Origin of the sequence: Methanoculleus sp. 10, assembly GCF_913757945.1 — an archaeon.
GTDB lineage: Archaea > Halobacteriota > Methanomicrobia > Methanomicrobiales > Methanoculleaceae > Methanoculleus.
In genome coordinates this window covers 37,929-54,184 of sequence record NZ_CAJYDP010000010.1, presented here as the reverse complement: position 1 = coordinate 54,184, position 16,256 = coordinate 37,929, and the positions used below count along the sequence as shown (strand labels likewise).

The 16,256-nt window shown below is 60.0% G+C and carries 13 protein-coding genes, 1 tRNA gene and 1 pseudogene; 4 read left to right on the top strand and 11 right to left on the bottom strand.

Features of this window, described 5'->3' with window-relative positions:
* Positions 1-77: 77 nt before the first annotated feature.
* Complete coding sequence (locus QZ408_RS12165; RefSeq protein ID WP_292491872.1) at positions 78-533, top strand: ferritin family protein; 456 nt, start codon at positions 78-80, stop codon at positions 531-533.
* 87 nt (positions 534-620) lie between these two features.
* On the opposite strand, the gene QZ408_RS12160 is transcribed toward QZ408_RS12165, so the two are convergent.
* The 11 genes and pseudogenes from QZ408_RS12160 to xerA form a co-directional block, all read right to left on the bottom strand.
* Positions 621-1,802 carry a cation:proton antiporter gene (locus QZ408_RS12160; RefSeq protein ID WP_292491870.1) on the bottom strand — a complete coding sequence of 394 codons (1,182 nt, stop codon included), beginning with the start codon at positions 1,800-1,802 and terminating at the stop codon, positions 621-623.
* A gap of 236 nt (positions 1,803-2,038) precedes the next feature.
* Positions 2,039-4,378 (bottom strand): transposase, encoded by a 2,340-nt coding sequence (locus tag QZ408_RS12155; RefSeq protein WP_292491868.1) that lies wholly within the window; start codon positions 4,376-4,378, stop codon positions 2,039-2,041.
* A 339-nt stretch (positions 4,379-4,717) separates the two neighbouring features.
* The gene (locus tag QZ408_RS12150) at positions 4,718-4,990 is read right to left on the bottom strand and encodes a type II toxin-antitoxin system RelE/ParE family toxin (RefSeq protein WP_292491867.1); all 273 of its coding nucleotides are present in this window, start codon (positions 4,988-4,990) and stop codon (positions 4,718-4,720) included.
* Positions 4,987-5,226 (bottom strand): hypothetical protein, encoded by a 240-nt coding sequence (locus QZ408_RS12145; RefSeq protein WP_292491866.1) that lies wholly within the window; start codon positions 5,224-5,226, stop codon positions 4,987-4,989. The genes QZ408_RS12150 and QZ408_RS12145 overlap by 4 nt, the downstream gene beginning before the upstream one ends.
* Before the next feature lie 540 nt (positions 5,227-5,766).
* On the bottom strand, positions 5,767-6,855 hold the full coding sequence (locus QZ408_RS12140; protein WP_292491865.1) for a transposase: 1,089 nt from the start codon (positions 6,853-6,855) through the stop codon (positions 5,767-5,769).
* Between the two features lie 159 nt (positions 6,856-7,014).
* Positions 7,015-7,087, bottom strand: a tRNA-Gln gene (locus tag QZ408_RS12135).
* Between the two features lie 139 nt (positions 7,088-7,226).
* Complete coding sequence (locus QZ408_RS12130; RefSeq protein WP_292491864.1) at positions 7,227-8,576, bottom strand: mannose-1-phosphate guanylyltransferase/mannose-6-phosphate isomerase; 1,350 nt, start codon at positions 8,574-8,576, stop codon at positions 7,227-7,229.
* A gap of 235 nt (positions 8,577-8,811) precedes the next feature.
* Complete coding sequence (locus tag QZ408_RS12125) at positions 8,812-9,255, bottom strand: tetratricopeptide repeat protein (RefSeq protein ID WP_292491863.1); 444 nt, start codon at positions 9,253-9,255, stop codon at positions 8,812-8,814.
* Positions 9,256-9,388: 133 nt separating this feature from the next.
* A pseudogene (locus tag QZ408_RS12120) lies at positions 9,389-10,134 on the bottom strand (NAD-dependent epimerase/dehydratase family protein).
* Positions 10,135-10,230: 96 nt separating this feature from the next.
* Positions 10,231-10,377, bottom strand: a complete 147-nt coding sequence (locus QZ408_RS12115; protein WP_292491862.1) for a hypothetical protein — start codon at positions 10,375-10,377, stop codon at positions 10,231-10,233.
* 780 nt (positions 10,378-11,157) lie between these two features.
* Positions 11,158-12,081: a site-specific tyrosine recombinase/integron integrase gene (gene xerA / locus QZ408_RS12110; RefSeq protein ID WP_292491861.1), complete on the bottom strand. Its 924-nt coding sequence runs from the start codon at positions 12,079-12,081 to the stop codon at positions 11,158-11,160.
* Positions 12,082-13,421: 1,340 nt separating this feature from the next.
* Between xerA and QZ408_RS12105 the strand changes: the two genes are divergently transcribed.
* From QZ408_RS12105 to glmM, 3 genes are read left to right on the top strand one after another with little or no spacing between them, the layout of a single operon-like run.
* Positions 13,422-13,970 carry a DUF5806 family protein gene (locus QZ408_RS12105; protein ID WP_292491860.1) on the top strand — a complete coding sequence of 183 codons (549 nt, stop codon included), beginning with the start codon at positions 13,422-13,424 and terminating at the stop codon, positions 13,968-13,970.
* On the top strand, positions 13,967-14,722 hold the full coding sequence (gene mobB, locus QZ408_RS12100; RefSeq protein ID WP_292491858.1) for a molybdopterin-guanine dinucleotide biosynthesis protein B: 756 nt from the start codon (positions 13,967-13,969) through the stop codon (positions 14,720-14,722). The genes QZ408_RS12105 and mobB overlap by 4 nt, the downstream gene beginning before the upstream one ends.
* A gap of 4 nt (positions 14,723-14,726) precedes the next feature.
* Positions 14,727-16,085, top strand: a complete 1,359-nt coding sequence (glmM, locus tag QZ408_RS12095) for a phosphoglucosamine mutase (protein WP_292491857.1) — start codon at positions 14,727-14,729, stop codon at positions 16,083-16,085.
* Positions 16,086-16,256 lie beyond the last annotated feature (171 nt).

The window sequence follows — 16,256 nt, the reverse complement described above, 5'->3', positions numbered from 1 at the left end:
GATCCCGCACGATACCATACCCCGGCCCAACAAGGTTTAAGAGTCTCCGGATGCTATTGCCCACCGGTGCATACCCCATGGATGCCGAAGAGTATCGTTCAATCATATCAAATGCGATCGAGAGAGAGATTGAGGCCTATACGTTTTACCGTATGATTCGGGAGAAGGTCACGGATGAGAATTTAAGAAACCTCTTCAACGAGCTTGCCGGTGAGGAGAGCAAACACCGAAAGACCCTCGAGGCCCTTCTCCTGAGAGAACCGGCAAAACTCGGGTTCGATACGAAGCGGGATTACAAAGTCGCCGAGACCCTGGAGACTCCGCCGCTCTCGGCCGACTTAAAACCGCTTGACGGCCTCGTGATCGCGATCCGGAAAGAACTGGATGCGATGCAGATGTACACCCAGCTCGCGGGGCTGAGCGTCGACCCGGAACAGATAGAGTTGTTCGAGAGTCTCGCCTCGATGGAGCGAGGCCACAAGGCCCGCCTTGAGGACATCTACACCAACATGGCGTTCCCGGAAGCCTGGTGAAGGCGGGGCTACGGCCCCGCCCCTCTTTTTACGTCCGGGCGCAGAGGCGGGCACGAGAATTTTTGGAAAAAATTAGCGCGGGCCCCCTCACTCTACGGCGCAGTAGGCCCCCTTGAAGAACCAGTTCCGGTAGACGATCGGGGTGATGAGGGTGGTCAGGAGGCTCATCAGGACGATCACCACAAAGATGCTCTGGCCGATGAGCCCCGAGTCGAGCCCGATCAACGCGACGATCATCGCCACCTCACCCCGCGGCGCCATCCCGAACCCGACGATGAGGGAGTCCTCCCGGCACATCCCCATCATCCGGGCAGGAAGGCCGCACCCAATGACCTTGGTGACGATGGCGACGATGGTCAGCACCGCGAGGAAGAGGACCATATCGGACGTGAGTGCATGGGCGTCCGCGAGGATCCCGAGCGATACGAAGAAGATCGAGGCGAAGACGATCTGGAAGTACTCGGCGCCCTCCTTGACGCCCTTGCTCTGCCGGAGCTCGACGCCGGCGAAGGCGACCCCGGCGAGGAACGCGCCGATGATCCCCGATAAGCCCACGAGGCTCGCGAGCATCGCGTAGAGGAACGCCATCATCATGGCGAAGATGAAGACGAACTCAGGGTACTTCCGCGCCAGAGGGGTTGCGTCCATCCGCTGGATGGACCTCCGGATACCGAAGTATCCGACGGCACCAGCGACGACGATGAATCCCACGGCTTTCGCGAGCATCAGGACGGCCGAGACCACTGAGACGCTGCCGCCCACCGCAAGGTCGGTGGCGACGGCGAGCACGATAAGGGAGAGGACGTCGTCGATGACCGCGGCGCCGATGATCGCCTTTGCGGCCCCGGTCTGGAGCACGCCGATCTCTTTTAAGACGTTTGCGGTGATGGCGATACTCGTCGCGGTCAGCGCCGTGCCGATGAAGACTGCGCTCGCGAAGTCGAACCCGAAGAGGACGGCGGTGCCGTAGCCGCCCAACCACGGGACGATCACGCCGACAAGGCCGATGATGCCGTACCGTGCGTCGAGGATATCCCTGATATTGAACTCGAAACCGATGACAAAGAGGAGGATGATCGCCCCGAGGTGTGCCAGGCTCTGGACAAAATCCGTGTAGGTGATCAGGCCGAGTACGCTCGGCCCGACCAGGACCCCCACGAGAATGGCCCCGATCGTCGCCGATTGGTTGATCCTTGATGCCACAAGGTAGCCGGCGAGAGCGAGGAAGAGGAGGAGGCTCATCTGGATCTCAATTGCGAGGGCGTCCATAATTACCGGGGAGTACTGGGAAGCGAGGCCTTAAGAATCATGTGGAACCCAAGAGGGTTGCAGGATAGGCTCTTGGCGATGGCGCCTCGGGGCGGGATATCCGGGAGGCCGCCCCGACATCCTCCCAATCCCATGTACACGACTGGCGCCTGCGGAGGGCATGGGAGGCAGAGTGAGTCGCCTCGCTAAGGTGGTCGGTTAATGTCGGCCAAGCTCGTCGATCAGCCTGCGGTGAACTACCCCCCGCTTGCGCAGGGGGCTTCCTGCGAGTGTCCGAGGTTCTCTGGGATCCTCGGGCCTGTTTGTCGCAGATTACCGGCGAACTGCCGGTAGCCCGTCCACAGGGCATTCTGTGATAGGAACCGTACCATGATGTTGACCGCACTGTTGTGGTCACGATCAATACAGTTCCCGCATGCACAGTCCATAACGCGTTTCCCGAGCGGCATCTCGTGAACCGCTCCGCAGACACAGCAGGTCTTCGTCGTGTACCGTTCATCGATCGTTATTACTCTCTTACCTGCAAGGGCTGCCTTGTAGGTCAACAATCCGATGAACCGTGAGAGGTGTCCCGCGTTCTGGGTGGCTCGGTTGAGCCCGGGCGTGGCCTGCTTCGACTTCGGCATCTGCTTGACGGAGAGGTCGCCAACCAGGATTGTGGCGGCCCGGGTGTTTTCGATGAGCTTCCTGCTCAGTTTGTGCTGGAAGTCTCTGAGCTGGTTGCTCCGCTTCCGCTCCATCGTCCGCTTGGCACGGTTGAGTCTCTTCCACTGCCGGCTCTTCCTTTTGCAGTGGTCCCTTCGGGCCTGCACGGCATCGATCTTCGGGTTCCAGTACTTATCCGGTCGGGCGTTGGTGACTTCAAGGAACTTCCCGTGGCTGTTGACTGCGACATGCTGCGTGACCCCGAGATCCCAGGCCTGGTAGAGGCCGTTGTCAACGTACTCCCGTTCCGGCTGAACCTCGTGGACGAGGGAGACGTAGTACGCTTCCTGCAGATCGTCGTAGAAGAGATCCACCTGCTTGACGTTGACGAACGCCTGCCCTTCGGGCAGATCGAACGCCAGCGGGACGTCGTTGTAGAAGTGCGAGAACCGGATACGCCCGTCGGTGATCGCAAACCCGCTCTGGTTGTAGCGCAGTGTGCAGAAGTGGTTTTTGCCCTTGAACCCCGGGGGGTTAGCATCTTCATCGCCGTTCTGTCGCAGGGCAAAGAACGACTTGAAGTTGTCGTCCAGCGATTTGAGGGTGGTCTGCAGAACTTTGGAGTAGACCCACCGGTACTCAGGAAACCGCTTCTTCAGGTCGGGAAGGGCATTGGCTTGCTGCACATACCCGATGTACTGCTTATCGGGCCGATCCTTGTTCTCCTGATAGTTCTGGTTTCGCTCGGCAAGAGCGAAGTTGTAGAGTAACCGGCACTTCTCGGAGAGGTGCCAGAGCACGTCGGCCTGAACGGGTGTCACCTGAATCTTGATCTTCGTGGTGATGTGCATCAGAACCTCTCCTGTCGGTTGCCACATGAGTAATCTCTTGTTCTTTGTCATAAAGAAGAGCCATGCGGGGTGAAAGTGTGCGAAACAAAACGAAGGGGCTCCGCTCCCATCCCCCAGCTTGCGCAGGGGGTCTTCCCGCTCTGCCCCTTCAACCCCGCAGAGATAAACCTCGAACGCGGGTTTCGGGGAGTAGTCATCGCGTAAGATGCCGAACTGGCAGAAAAGGTCCGGGCTGGAACTGTCTGCATCCCGCATATTAAACATCTCGTAGCGAGTGACGTTGTAGTTACCCCGATACTCGTAAACCGTGCGTATGATCGTTTCCAGAGCCTCAGCCTGCTGCTCATACGAGCGTTTCGGGCCGGTCGGCCATCCGTTCTCCGCCACGTGGATCGGGACCGTTGCAGGTATGCCTGCCGAAGGCAGAGATGTCTCGCGGAACGATCGCAGAGCGAATTCGACGAAGTGGCGTATATCACCTGGCAGTCCCGATGGAGCCAGCGAGAAAAAGACATCCGGATAGATGTCGAGACCGACATAGTCCAGAGACTTCACGAACGTATCCCCACCGAGCGCACCGATATCCGTCCAGAAGTCGTGCGCATCCGTCTCGAAGAAGGGCACGGCACTGAAACCGATCTGCAGCGTGTCGTATCCGCATCTTCGGGCCTCTTCTTTCGCCGCAACGACACCCTGTACGAGCGCTTCCCGAACGTTCGGGGAACTGCCGTCGATGATAGGCACATGAGTGAGGTTCGGTTCTTCGGTCACCTGGAGTGTCGCGATCCCGGACCCATAACGCTGAACTACAGTCCTGACAAACTCAACCCACCCGGCGACGTTTCCACGCTCCGACATATACGAGAGCACCAGATCCAGTTCCCTGTCGTCGCCGCCGTACTGTACAAAGTCCCGGGGTTGGCTGCTGTCCGACTTCGGCTCGGGAGACGAATCCGTGTAATGGAGATAGCACCGTACGGCGAACGGTTTTGTATCGCCCTGCAGTTTGCCGATCGTCTCCTTGATGCGCCCAGGCTCATCGAGTTTGCCGGCTACCATACCGACATCGGCCCCCAGCATGCCACCCGGATAAATCCCAAACACCAATTTAGGTGCCCCTGCAGAGCGTGCAGAAGGCATCCAACCCTCTACCGTAGCAGGTTGTTCGGTACTCATATGAGTACTGAGGCGCCGGTGATAATTATTGAGGTGGTCCCAAAACACCCATGCCGACAGGGGACCACCCCTTCGCAGCACCGATGCTGCGGTTCGTGCCTGCCCGTCAGCCGGTGCGGCTACGCCAACTCCGGACGGCTCGAAACACCGCGGCTCATACCCCCGGGCAATATCAGAACTTTAAGTTCAGTACCCCAGGCATACCGCGCAGATCATCTCAGTTTATGACCTTAATAGGGAGATTCAATATTTCCGATAGACTGTTCTTCGGTTTCCGACCTCGATCACGGTAATAATCATCAGATTGTCTTCGATTGTGAGGATCACTCGGTACTCACCCACCCGAAGAGAGTACACGGGGTTGCTCTGGTGGCCCTTCAGTTTCTTGACGTGGTGTAAGGGGTAAGGCTCGTTTGCAAGGGACGTCACTTCATCCGTGATCCGTTGCGCCTCGGCCTTCGGTAGACGCCTTAAATCATGTTTCGCCTTCGAAGTGAAGGCAACGTCCCAGATCATTCTAAACCCAAATCCCGGCATACCTCTTCGAGTGAATGGACCTGTCCGGCTCGTATTTCTGCGAACCCTTCTTCGATCCTTTTCTCTGTCTCTTCGCTCAGCGGTTCAGGATCATAAGCCATATCTGCCAAGTCCAGCACCCGGTTCAGCGTTTCGTCATCGGACTCTTGCGGATTGAGTTTCACGGCATCCAGACGAGATTTGGTCGCGGGTTGAAGTCGGATTGTTGCATCCATGATCCAGTATAGCCACCAAAGGAATATAAAAGTCTCGAAGGTGGCGAACTATTTGGAATTCCCGAAGAGTTACATACAGAGCGCCCCGACGATTGCAGAAGCCATCATCCTGAAAATATACTACTCTCTGCAGGCATCCCCTGCCGCTCTACCATCTTCACCGTCTTCGCCATCTTCGTCTCCGAGTACGTCTCCGAGTACGTCATTCCTCTACCAGATCTTGTTCCTTAACGCACAGGACATTTTTTCGTATACGCATTCGATGATGCAGGTATGCTTCCGAAACAATGGCTTGGTTAGTTTTTTTCACGGGATCAGAGCCCTTCAAATCAGAGAGTACCCTCATTTGATGGCATGCTTTTCGGCGCAATTGTCCCCGTTAGTCTATTCAGTTACCCATTTTGGTTTTTTCCTTGATTCCTGCTTTTCCTTTCTCATTCCAAAAATATCCTCCGTTCACTTAACCGAACTGAACCTCTCCCAAGAACCGGTTGCTCCGCTCTTTTTGCCAGACCGGTCTTTTCTTTCGAGCATTTTCGCTCAGATCAACGCACTCAGCACACTTGGGTTCTCGATCTCTGCCGTACACCCGACCAGGAGGAGAAGTTGATATACGATGAAGTTGAGGAGGATGTAGAGTTCTCGACTCTCATGTCGGATTCCTTTGAGGCGGAACCCGACAGTTGTCTTGATGTGGTTATGCACGCGCTCGCAATCACCGCGGCCGTGTAGGAGCGTTGAGAATTCTGGATTGAGGGTGTTCTTATTCCGAAAGAACATCCCAACCTGCTCTCCTCTTCCCTGCTCGAAGAGGAATCTTAGCGGTTCTTCCAGGGGGGCATGTACGTCTCCCCCTTCTTTCCAGAGTTTATTCACCCAGTGATGGATCCGTTTCTCGGTACCCTCCTCCTGTACGACCGCCCCCTCGCGGAGAGCGATACACGGCCATGCATCCAGGTAATACCAGATCTGTGCATGTGCCTCATAGGAATCGTATGCGCTGTCAAGTTGTACGCCGACCACGTTTGGTTGCATTGGTGCAACGGTTGCGATGAGTCGTGGGAGGTGCGTGATATCGGCATCTGTTCCTCCCGAATACACCATCGCCAGTGGATAACGACCCAGATGCATGATATGTGCTTTATCCATCTTTATCTGATAGTGGGGATTGTACGGGGCATCCTGGTTATACCGCGATGCTTCCAGGGGAGTGGAATCGATGATGCCAATCGACTCACCGTCGAGTTTGCGCTTAAGTGCGCTACCGGTCAGCATCATGACTCGCTGCATACCATCCACGCCAAGACGGTATTTCACAAAGTGCTGGAGCGTTGCAGGGTGGGGTAGCCGATCTTCCGGGGATACGCCGAGATTGTGCCAATCTTCCTGAGTAAGGGAGGAGATGGTACGGGCGTAAGATTGTTGGTGAAAGCACTTGATGACCAGGAGTTTGAGCAAGAGAACAACAGGGTAGTGCCATCGCGGGGTTTCCTGGTCATAGTACTCGCGTTCGATGGTTTCAGCGAGGCTCTCCAGAGCGGGTGAGTTCAGGTAAGATGTGAGGGGGGTTCCTGGCCCAATCTCCCCGGATAGACCACTTTCATGCGGAAACTCGATAAGGGAATCCATGACCAGATGCAGGACCGGTGATAAAGGTCACGGATACCCGCCCCCTATGAGGGGAATGATCAGAGGCATGAAGCGCCCTGCTCAGAAAATTACCGAATGACCGAAAAAGAGGAAACCATTATGCTTTAAATGCCTGATTTGATGGCCTCGAAGTTTTCATACCCCCGGGCGGATTCGAACCGCCGTCGCCGGATCCAAAGTCCTGCATGATTGACCACTACACTACGGGGGTGCGTTAAGAAGTGAACTCGAACGACCGGCACCACAGGTACCAGCTCTCAAGTACTATGTGCCGGAAGATTATATCGATTTTGTAGCGGGCATGGGAGGCGGGCGGAGCGATGCCGGTAGACCGGCACCGCCAGGCCTGCTCACGCCCGCTCGAAGTCGTCCTCGAACCGGACGATGTCGTCCTCGCCGGTATACTCCCCGATCTGCACCTCGATCAGTTCGAGCGGCAGGAGGCCGGGGTTCGCGAGCCGGTGGACCGTCCCCGCCGGAACGAAGGTGGACTCACCGTTCCGGAGCAGGTACGTCTTCTCACCGATCGTCACCTCGGCGCACCCGGTGACGACCACCCAGTGCTCGGAGCGGTGGTGATGCATCTGCAGGGAGAGGCGGCGCTTCGGGGGGACGGTGACCCGCTTGATCTTGTAGGACCGCCCTTCTTCGAGGTTTGTGTAGGAGCCCCAGGGCCGGTGGACCCGCGTGTGGAAGAGCGCACGGGAGTCGCCCTTCTCGCGGAGGGCTTTTGCAATCTCGCCCACCCGCTGGGCCTCGTCCCGGGCGGCAACAAGGATCGCGTCCTTCGTCTCGACGATGGCAAGGTCGTGGACACCGACGGTGGCGACCAGGCGGTCTGCAATGATCAGGTTCGCGGAGGAGTCGATCCCGATATGCTCGCCCCTGACGGCGTTCGCGTCCCCGTTCTTTTGCAGGGCAGCATAGAGCGCGTCGAAGTTCCCCACATCGTTCCAGTCGGCCTCAAGTGGCACGACCGCGGCCCGCCGGGTCTTCTCCATGATCCCGTAGTCGATGGAGAGGGAGGGGACGGCACGGTATGCCTCCTCGACGGGCTGTTCGAATGCCCGGACCACATCCAGCGCGCACACCTCGCACTCGGAGAGAAAGAGGTCGGCATCGAAACAGAACATGCCGGAGTTCCAGAGGTAGCCGTCGGCGACGTACCTCCCGGCGGTCGCAAGGTCGGGCTTCTCCACGAAGGCGTCCACGAGCGAGCCGTCCTGGAGAGGCTCGCCCGGGCGGATGTAGCCGTAACCGGTGTGGGGCGAGGTCGGCCGCACCCCGAAGACCACCAGGTAGTCTTTTGTGAGCCGCTCCGCCCGGCGGAAGGCCGAAAGAAACGGCCCGGTCGCGGTGATCAGGTGGTCTGAGGGCAGTACCGCAACCGTCTCCGGCCCGTCCCGGGTGACTTCCCGGACGCCGTAGTAGATCGCCGGCAGGGTGTTTCTGCCCACCGGCTCCACGATGACCCGCGAGTCGCACCCGATCGCGGCAAGCTGGTCCCGGACCAGGAACCTGTGCTCCGTGTTGGTGACGACGGCGATATCCTGCGGGGAGGAGAAGAGGAGTGCCCTCTTTATCGTCTTCTGGAAGAGCGATTCGTCGTCGACCAGCGGGATGAACTGTTTCGGGTAGTGTTCCCTTGAGAGCGGGAAGAGGCGGGTGCCGCTCCCGCCTGCAAGAATGAGCGTCTTCATGAGGTGACTCCGTGCCAGAGAGCACTCGATTGTAGTATTACTCTATTGCGGTATGATGGATAAAAGCGTAGGGTCTCCAGGGGGTCCGGGCGATGCCGCACGGGCCGCCGGGTACCGGCGGCGACCATCGGCCTGCCGGACCCGGGGAGAACGGTCCATATCGCACCGGGCGGTGTATCAACCCTCGCCACGGTAACTGGAGACGAAGCGTTCTTTGCAGGGTGAAGGCCGCCGCTCAAGCCCGGGTCATCGTCGAGTTCCCGGGGTAGAGCGCTCTCGCCTGCGGGTCAAGATCTTCTGCCACCGCAAACGCCGATTCTGCCTCCCGGTATTTTCCGATCCTGCTGAGCACCATGCCGTAGGTGACCCAGGCGAAGATGCACAACCGGTCGACCGCGAGCGCCTGTCTGCACGCGAGCACCGCTTCCTGGGGGCGGCCGAGCCGGACGAGGATCACTGCCCGGTTGTTCCAGGCATAGACGTCATCGTTGTCGCAGAGGAGGGCCGCACTGAACGCGGCCAGTGCCTCCTCATAGCGGCCCTGCCGTTCGAGCGCCACACCCTTGTTGTTCAGGGCTGCGGGGTCATGCAGGCCTTCCGCTGTCACGTCGTTGTACGCCCATGAAGCGTCTCTATCGTCACCCTTGCGGGGGACCTCCGGTGTAATTAATTGGGGCATACATTGGCACCTCGCACCCATACTGTGGAGCGACGATATATAGGTTCCTGCACCCGTCACGCCCGGAGCGGGGCGGACCGGGATTCGGCCGGCGGGGTGCCCGGGCGCCCGGCCGTCGATCGCGGGAGAACGGTTATAGGGAGCCTCTGTCCCGGAACCACGCCACGGTCTCGCGGAGCCCTTCATCGACCGTGTTGCGGGGAGAAAAGCCGAAGGCGTCCCTGGCCCGCGATATATCGGCAAGCGAATCACGCACATCCCCCGCTCTCGGAGGTCCGTAGAGCGGCCGGGCATGCATGCCGGTGATCCCACAGAGACAGGCGGCAAGCTCGTTGAGGCTGATCCGGCGGCCGCCGGCGATATTAAAGACCCCCCGGGCATCGCCCTCCATCGCCTGGATGTTCGCCCGCACCACGTCGGCGACGAAGATGAAGTCGCGGGTCTGCTCCCCGTCGCCGTAGATGATCGGCGGTTTCCCGGCGAGCAGGCGGTGACGAACTTCGGATCACCGCCGCATACTCGGAGTTCGGTCCTGCCGAGACCGAAGACGTTGAAGTAGCGCAGGAAGGCCGTCCTGATGCCGTAGAGGTCGGAAAAGACCTTCCCGTAGCTTCGCCCGCGAGCTTTGAGACCGCGTGCGGGAGAGCGGCGTCGGCGCCATCGTCTCGTGTTTGGGAAGACCGGGTCGTCGCCGTAGATCGCCGAGGTGGAAGCCGCCACAACCGTCGGGACGCCGCATCCTTTGCGGCCCAGAGGACGTTCACGGTTCCGCCCACGTTCACCGCGTTCGTCTCCAGGGTTTTCCACGGAACGGGGAACCGAGGCGATGGCCGCCTGGTGGAAGATGCCGTCAGCCCCGGCGCAGGCGTCGGTGAGCAGGTCAAGGTCGGTGACGCTCCCTCGATGAACGTCACCCGGGATGACCGATGAGGTGCTCGATATTCTCACGCCGCCCGGTGGTGAGGTTGTCGATGATCACGACGTCGTGGTCGCGTGCCAGCCGCTCTGCGAGATTGACCCGATGAATCCCGCTCCGCCTGTGACGATGTAGCGCATACCGATACGGTAGGTGCTCCTGCGATTTGAGCGTTGCCGGAGGAGGACGAAGAGCAGGAGAACCATGGAAGAGGCGGCCACGTCCCACCGGACTTCGGGTCCTGCGCATCAGCGCGAGAACTAACCTGGTGCAACGATTCTCAATTATCGGCACTCAACTTATTGATCTTGTTTCGCACTGTCCGGGAGTTTGCACCCCGGGCACGGCTTTTCCCGGGTATCCCCACCGTCCCCTCCAGGAGGGTTATCGGCAGATGGCAATCTGTAGGAATTGAGTCTGGACGCTGAAGACACGAGGCAGAGATCGGGGAGGGGCGGGGGTGCCGGAGAGGAACTTTCGGGTGTCATTTTGTCCGGGAGGGTTTCTCCCCGGTCCCTCCCTCATTGGCGATAGCCACCACGGTCCACTGTCCGGGGATAGGCCCCCGGGAAGAACCGGATCCAGGCCAGCCCTCTCCGCCCTTCTCGGAAACCGGCGTGAGGGCCGCCCCGGGCACGGCTCATCCCCGGCTATACGCCCGGGCACTGTCCCCGCCCCTACCAGGGTGGGGGGATGGAGAGAGCGCTCTGGGGGATGGGACGAAGGCCAGATATTATCTGTTCGTTTGGAATCGATACACCAGCGAGTGGCGGTGCCGTCTCAAGCAGAGCGCAAAGGCCCATCGGGGCCGAACGTGACCCGGCCGGGGTGCATGCACCTACCGGCCAGGCCCGGATGCCAGCCCCCATACCAGAGGCTGTATGGTGCCAGGGGAGAGCCCCTGAGGAGCTCCCCTGGAACCGGGTCGAACGGATCTCGCGCCGGTTTCCAACCAGTATAGCATCATATGGTTTATCGGCTGCCGGTCACTCGCCCGTTTTCTTCCCGTTCGAGAGCGGGAAATACTGCCGGTAGACGTTTCTCCGCTCCTCGATGTCGGTATGCAGGTAAATCTCGGTCGTCTTGATGGAAGAGTGGCCCAGGTTCTCCTGCACGACGCGGAGGTTCTTTGAGCGCCGGTAGAGTTCGCTCGCGTATGAATGGCGGATCTTATGCGGCGTAATCCCGGGCGGGGCATACTGCCGGAAGAGGTGCTGGACGGTCCGCGGGGCGATGTGGTTGCCCTGCTGGCCCAAAAAGAGCGGGCCCTCGATCGTGTTGCCGACGAACCGCTCAATCTCATCGAGCGTCTCTTCGTCGACGAAGACCGTCCGGATCTTATCGCCCTTCCCCTTCACCCGGATCGTCTGCTCCTCGAAATCGATGTCCTCGACGTTTATTGCGCAGAGTTCGGAAACACGGACGCCGGTGGCGTATATGAGGCGGACGATCAACCGGTCCCGCTCGCTTGCGATGGTGTTAAGCAGGCGGATCACCTGGCTGTGCTTGAGGTATTTCAACTCCTGGTTCTTGATCCGTGGCCGCTCCACCCCGAGCATGGGGTTCGCGACCACGACTCCCTGCGTGTAGAGGTAGCGGTAGAACGAGGAGAGCGTCGATATCATCCGATGGAGGGTCTTGGGCTTATAGTCCCGCCCCTCCGAGAGGGTGGAGAAGAAATCGGTGACGAGGGCCGCAGAGACGTTGACGTCCGCGTCGAGGGGAGCGTCCTCGAACGCCGCCTCGTCGAACGAAATCCCGTCAGAGACCGAGTTCTGCCGGAACCAGGCGTACCGGGCGAAACGCTGGATGGTCTGTTCGTATTTTCTGATGGTCCGGGGCGAGTAGTTCCGCATCCGGAGGTAGTTGCTGAAGCGATCCAGCCATTCCGAGAAGGGGGTGTTTTCCATCGAATAATGAGTTGAATGACGAAGGATATCAAGATTGCGGTAAATCACTATTCCCCGCAATACGGATTCCGCCCGGGGAGCCCCTGTCCGACCCCGTCAGGAACGACCGGCCACGATCGCGGGAGATCTGCGAGGGAGGGGGTGCACCTCCCCCGGAGAGCACGGCGCCTGCCAAGAGCGTCCGGGAGAGGAGGCCATGTAACCCATAGGACTACAATACCGCAACGGAGCCTGAAACCAGGCGACAGCCGGCGTTCCTGCACCGGCAGGGGATCGCCCTACCGGGAACATGCTGGCACGGATTTCGGGCACCGGACAACCCTGGGCCCCGGGTGAAGAGTCACCCTGATCCACCTTCCGGCAAACCCCCGGGGAGGAGCTGGAGACCGACTCGTGTCAATCGGGTCTTTAAAAAAAGTATTTCAGGTGATGCAGGAGGTATCGGAGTTAGGAGGTATGGGGCTGCCCTTCCGGGTGGCCGGGAGGCAGACCCTGATGAATACGTCCCCCTCCAGGTATATGAACCCCATACCGTGCGGGGTGAAAGTGAACGATCAGGAGGACGCCACCGGTGCCGCGGAACCGGCAGGCCCCGCCCACATATAAATGACCTTCACAGACGACCTTAAACGCCCGAACGTCCATGAGAACGACCATTCCCCTGACGAGGCTCACGATCCTGCCCCACAGCCGCGATACGAAGGTCCCCGGAACCCCGATGAGGTACCGCTCCGTGCTGCCTGAAATCCTACAGGCCCTGCATCGCCCCTTCGCATGCGGCCCGATCCCGGCCTCTTGCCGCGGGTTGACGCTCGCGGTAACGCGGGAGACCATGAAGTTCATAGAACACCGGCAATCCCCCTCGCAACCCCGGGGCAGGATAGCCCGGTCCGATACCTGCATACCGTGTCCCTCACACCGGTTCGCCGGGAATACAGCCTCCCCCCGGGAATCCCGTTATGCAGAACAAAGGCCCGTTCACTGCCGGAACTCCTCCGCCCGCCAGACGGAACAGAGCAGGCCCTAATGCAGGTAGACAGGACCGTCGATAACTCCCCGGCGCCACCGGGCGAGGGGCAGGCCACAGGAACGCGCCCCGATCGAAAGAGATCCCCTCCCGAAAAGCCGGATGCCCGCCCGCATCCCGGGAGCAAAGAGGCAGATATAAACCGCATAATGCTATACATTGAAGAGGCAGGGCGGCCGCGGGGCCAGCGGAGCATACCACCCAACCGGACCGCCGCAACAACCCCGTTCTCCCGAAACCGCTCATCCCGGCGAGGGCGTACCGGCGTTCAACCAGCCCTATTGAAATAGCAAAACCGACAAGAGGATATGAAATGGAAGAGCCTGACAACCGCAAAGACCCAAACAAATACCGAAAGTTCAAGAAAGTGGACGGCGCCACCTACCAGCGGGTCAACCAGTTCCTGCGCAAGCACACCCACATCACCGCCAGGGAATGGGCGATCGCACGCCTCTGCGCGGATTTCAAGACTACCAGCGGCTCGGAGATGACGTTCATCGGCGAGAACCTCCCCGACCTCTGCCCGTTCATGGTCGACTCCTACACCCCGCAGGCAGTCAACCAGGCACGGAGTTCGTTCAAGAAGAAGGTGAAGAAAGCGGGGGCCACGTTCTTCTACGGGGCCATGTGCGGGTTCTTCACCGCAGAGGAACTGGACGAGATCCTCTTTGAGGCAAGCGAGGTCGCCCGGTTCCTGCTCGAGGTGGAGGGGACGAGCCTGAACATCGATGACGAGATCGACGTCGAGGATCGGATCACCGAGGTGATGCGGGGCGTGGCCGAGGCGGCGTCGGTCATCTTAAAGTCCCGTCCCGGCCAGGAAGATGGAGGAGAGGGCCCGACAGGGGAGGAGGAACCATGAAGATCATCCAGATCGTCGGCCGGTCGAATGCCGGAAAGACCACGTTCATCAGGAGCCTGATCCCGGCGCTCTCCGCACGCGGGACCGTCGGGGCCATCAAGCACCTGGGACACCACGGTTTTCTACTCGAGTCCGGAAAGGATACCACCCTGTACCATGAATCGCATGCTGCTCTATCCGGCGGCGTCGACGAAACGAAATCGGTCGTCATCAGGCGCGAGAACGACCTCGACTCCACCCTGGATCTCCTCTGCAACGCCGGGGTCGAATACGCCATACTCGAGGGGTTCAAGTCCCGGCCGTTCCCGAGGATCGTGATAGGCGACCTCCCAAGCGAGAACGTCGTGCTCCGGGACCCCACCATCGATGAGGTGATCACCGCCCTCCCAAAGTTCGAGGACTACCATACCATCGAAGGGCTGGTCAGGGAACTGAGGCGGGAGTGCGGCGTCTCGCGCGCCGGGGCCGTCCTCACGTTCAACGGGATCGTCAGGGAGTGGACCGGCACCGAACGCACCGATTACCTGGAGTTCGACGATACCGTCGACGCCCTGGTCGAGAGCATCAGGAGGGATATGGAAGCGGTCCCGGGGATCATCGGCGCACGGTTCCACCACCGGAAAGGGCGACTCTATGCAGGAGAAGATATAACCTACATTGCTATACTGGCAGAACACCGCGAGGAGGCGTTTGCCGCCGCGAGCAGTGCAATCGATCGGCTGAAACGGGAATTACACGACGTGGAGAAGTGACGGAATGCAGAACGGAAAACAGATGTTTGGTACAAACGGCGTGCGGGGCGTTGTCGGGGAGACCATGACGCCGGCCCTCGTCCTCAAGATAGGCGCCGCGCTCGGATCGATGAGGAAAGGCACGATAGCCGTCGGAAGAGATACACGGACATCCGGCGAGGCCCTGACCCACGCCCTGAAGGCCGGGCTCCTCATGACCGGGTGTGACGTGGTGGACATGGGTATCCTCCCCACGCCGGCCCTGCAGTACATCATCAAGACCGGCCGGTTCGACGGTGGCGCGATGATCACCGCATCCCACAACCCGCCCGAGTACAACGGCGTGAAGATCATCGAGGCCGACGGCACCGAGATGTCCGACGACGAGATCATCCGGCTCGAAGGCCGGTTCTTTGCCGGCGAGTTCGACACGGCCTCCTGGGAGGGCGTCGGCACGGAGACCGCCGCGCCCGACCGGCTCGAGGAGTATATCGAGGCCGTAGTACGGCACTTCCCGGCGGGCATCGGGGAGGGCATGACCGTCGTCGTCGACCCCGGCTCCGGCCCTGCGGCGCTCACCACCCCGGTCATCCTCTCGAGGATGGGCTGCCGGGTCCATACCATCAACGCCCGGCTCGACGGCACCTTCCCGGGCCGGATGCCCGAGCCGACTCCTGAAGGGCTGCGGCCACTCTCGGAGATGGTCGTCGCGACGGGTGCCGATTTCGGGGTGGCGCACGACGGCGATGCCGACCGGGCGGTCTTCGTTGATAACAAAGGATGCTATATAGAAGAGAACTACGAGTTCGGGCTGATCGAAGACTATGTCTGCGGCAGGAACAGCGGCGGGCTCGTCGTCACCCCGGTCGCCACATCCCGGCTGATCCTTGATGTCGCGGAGAAACACGGGTGCACCGTCGACTACACCCCCGTCGGGAGCATCTACGTCGCAAGGAGGATGATCGAACTCATCAGCGAGGGAAAGAAGGTCTCCTTCGGGGGGGAAGGAAACGGCGGCCTGATCTATCCCGACCACCAGTTCTGCCGGGACGGGGGCATGACCGCCGCTATGATGGTGGCGGTTCTCGCAAGCCATAACGGCAGAGAACTCTCGGAGATCCAGGGCGACCTCCCTCTATACCACCTGGTCAAGGAGAAACACCACACCCGTGACCCGGCCACTCTGGTCCGCGCCGTCGAGGAGGCGTTCCCGGGGGAGACCATCGAGAAGATCGACGGCATCAAGATCATCAGGGACGACGCCTGGGCGCTGATTCGGGCATCGGGCACGGAACCGATGATCAGGATTATGGTCGAGTCACAGGACCCGGACGTCGCGGATGCCATGTACCGGGAGATCCTGCAGGCTGTCGGGCGGGTGTGACATCCTCGCCCGCATGACCCCGGGGATAGGTGAACTCAACCCCACATTAAGTGTTCCATTCACGGTGGTGCGGGAGACCTGTACCCTCCGCCATATCCCTGGTATTTCTGAGGATCTCTCTGATTCCCATTGAAAAACATTCTTGTGAGAGGGGGGCAATCTATATATCTG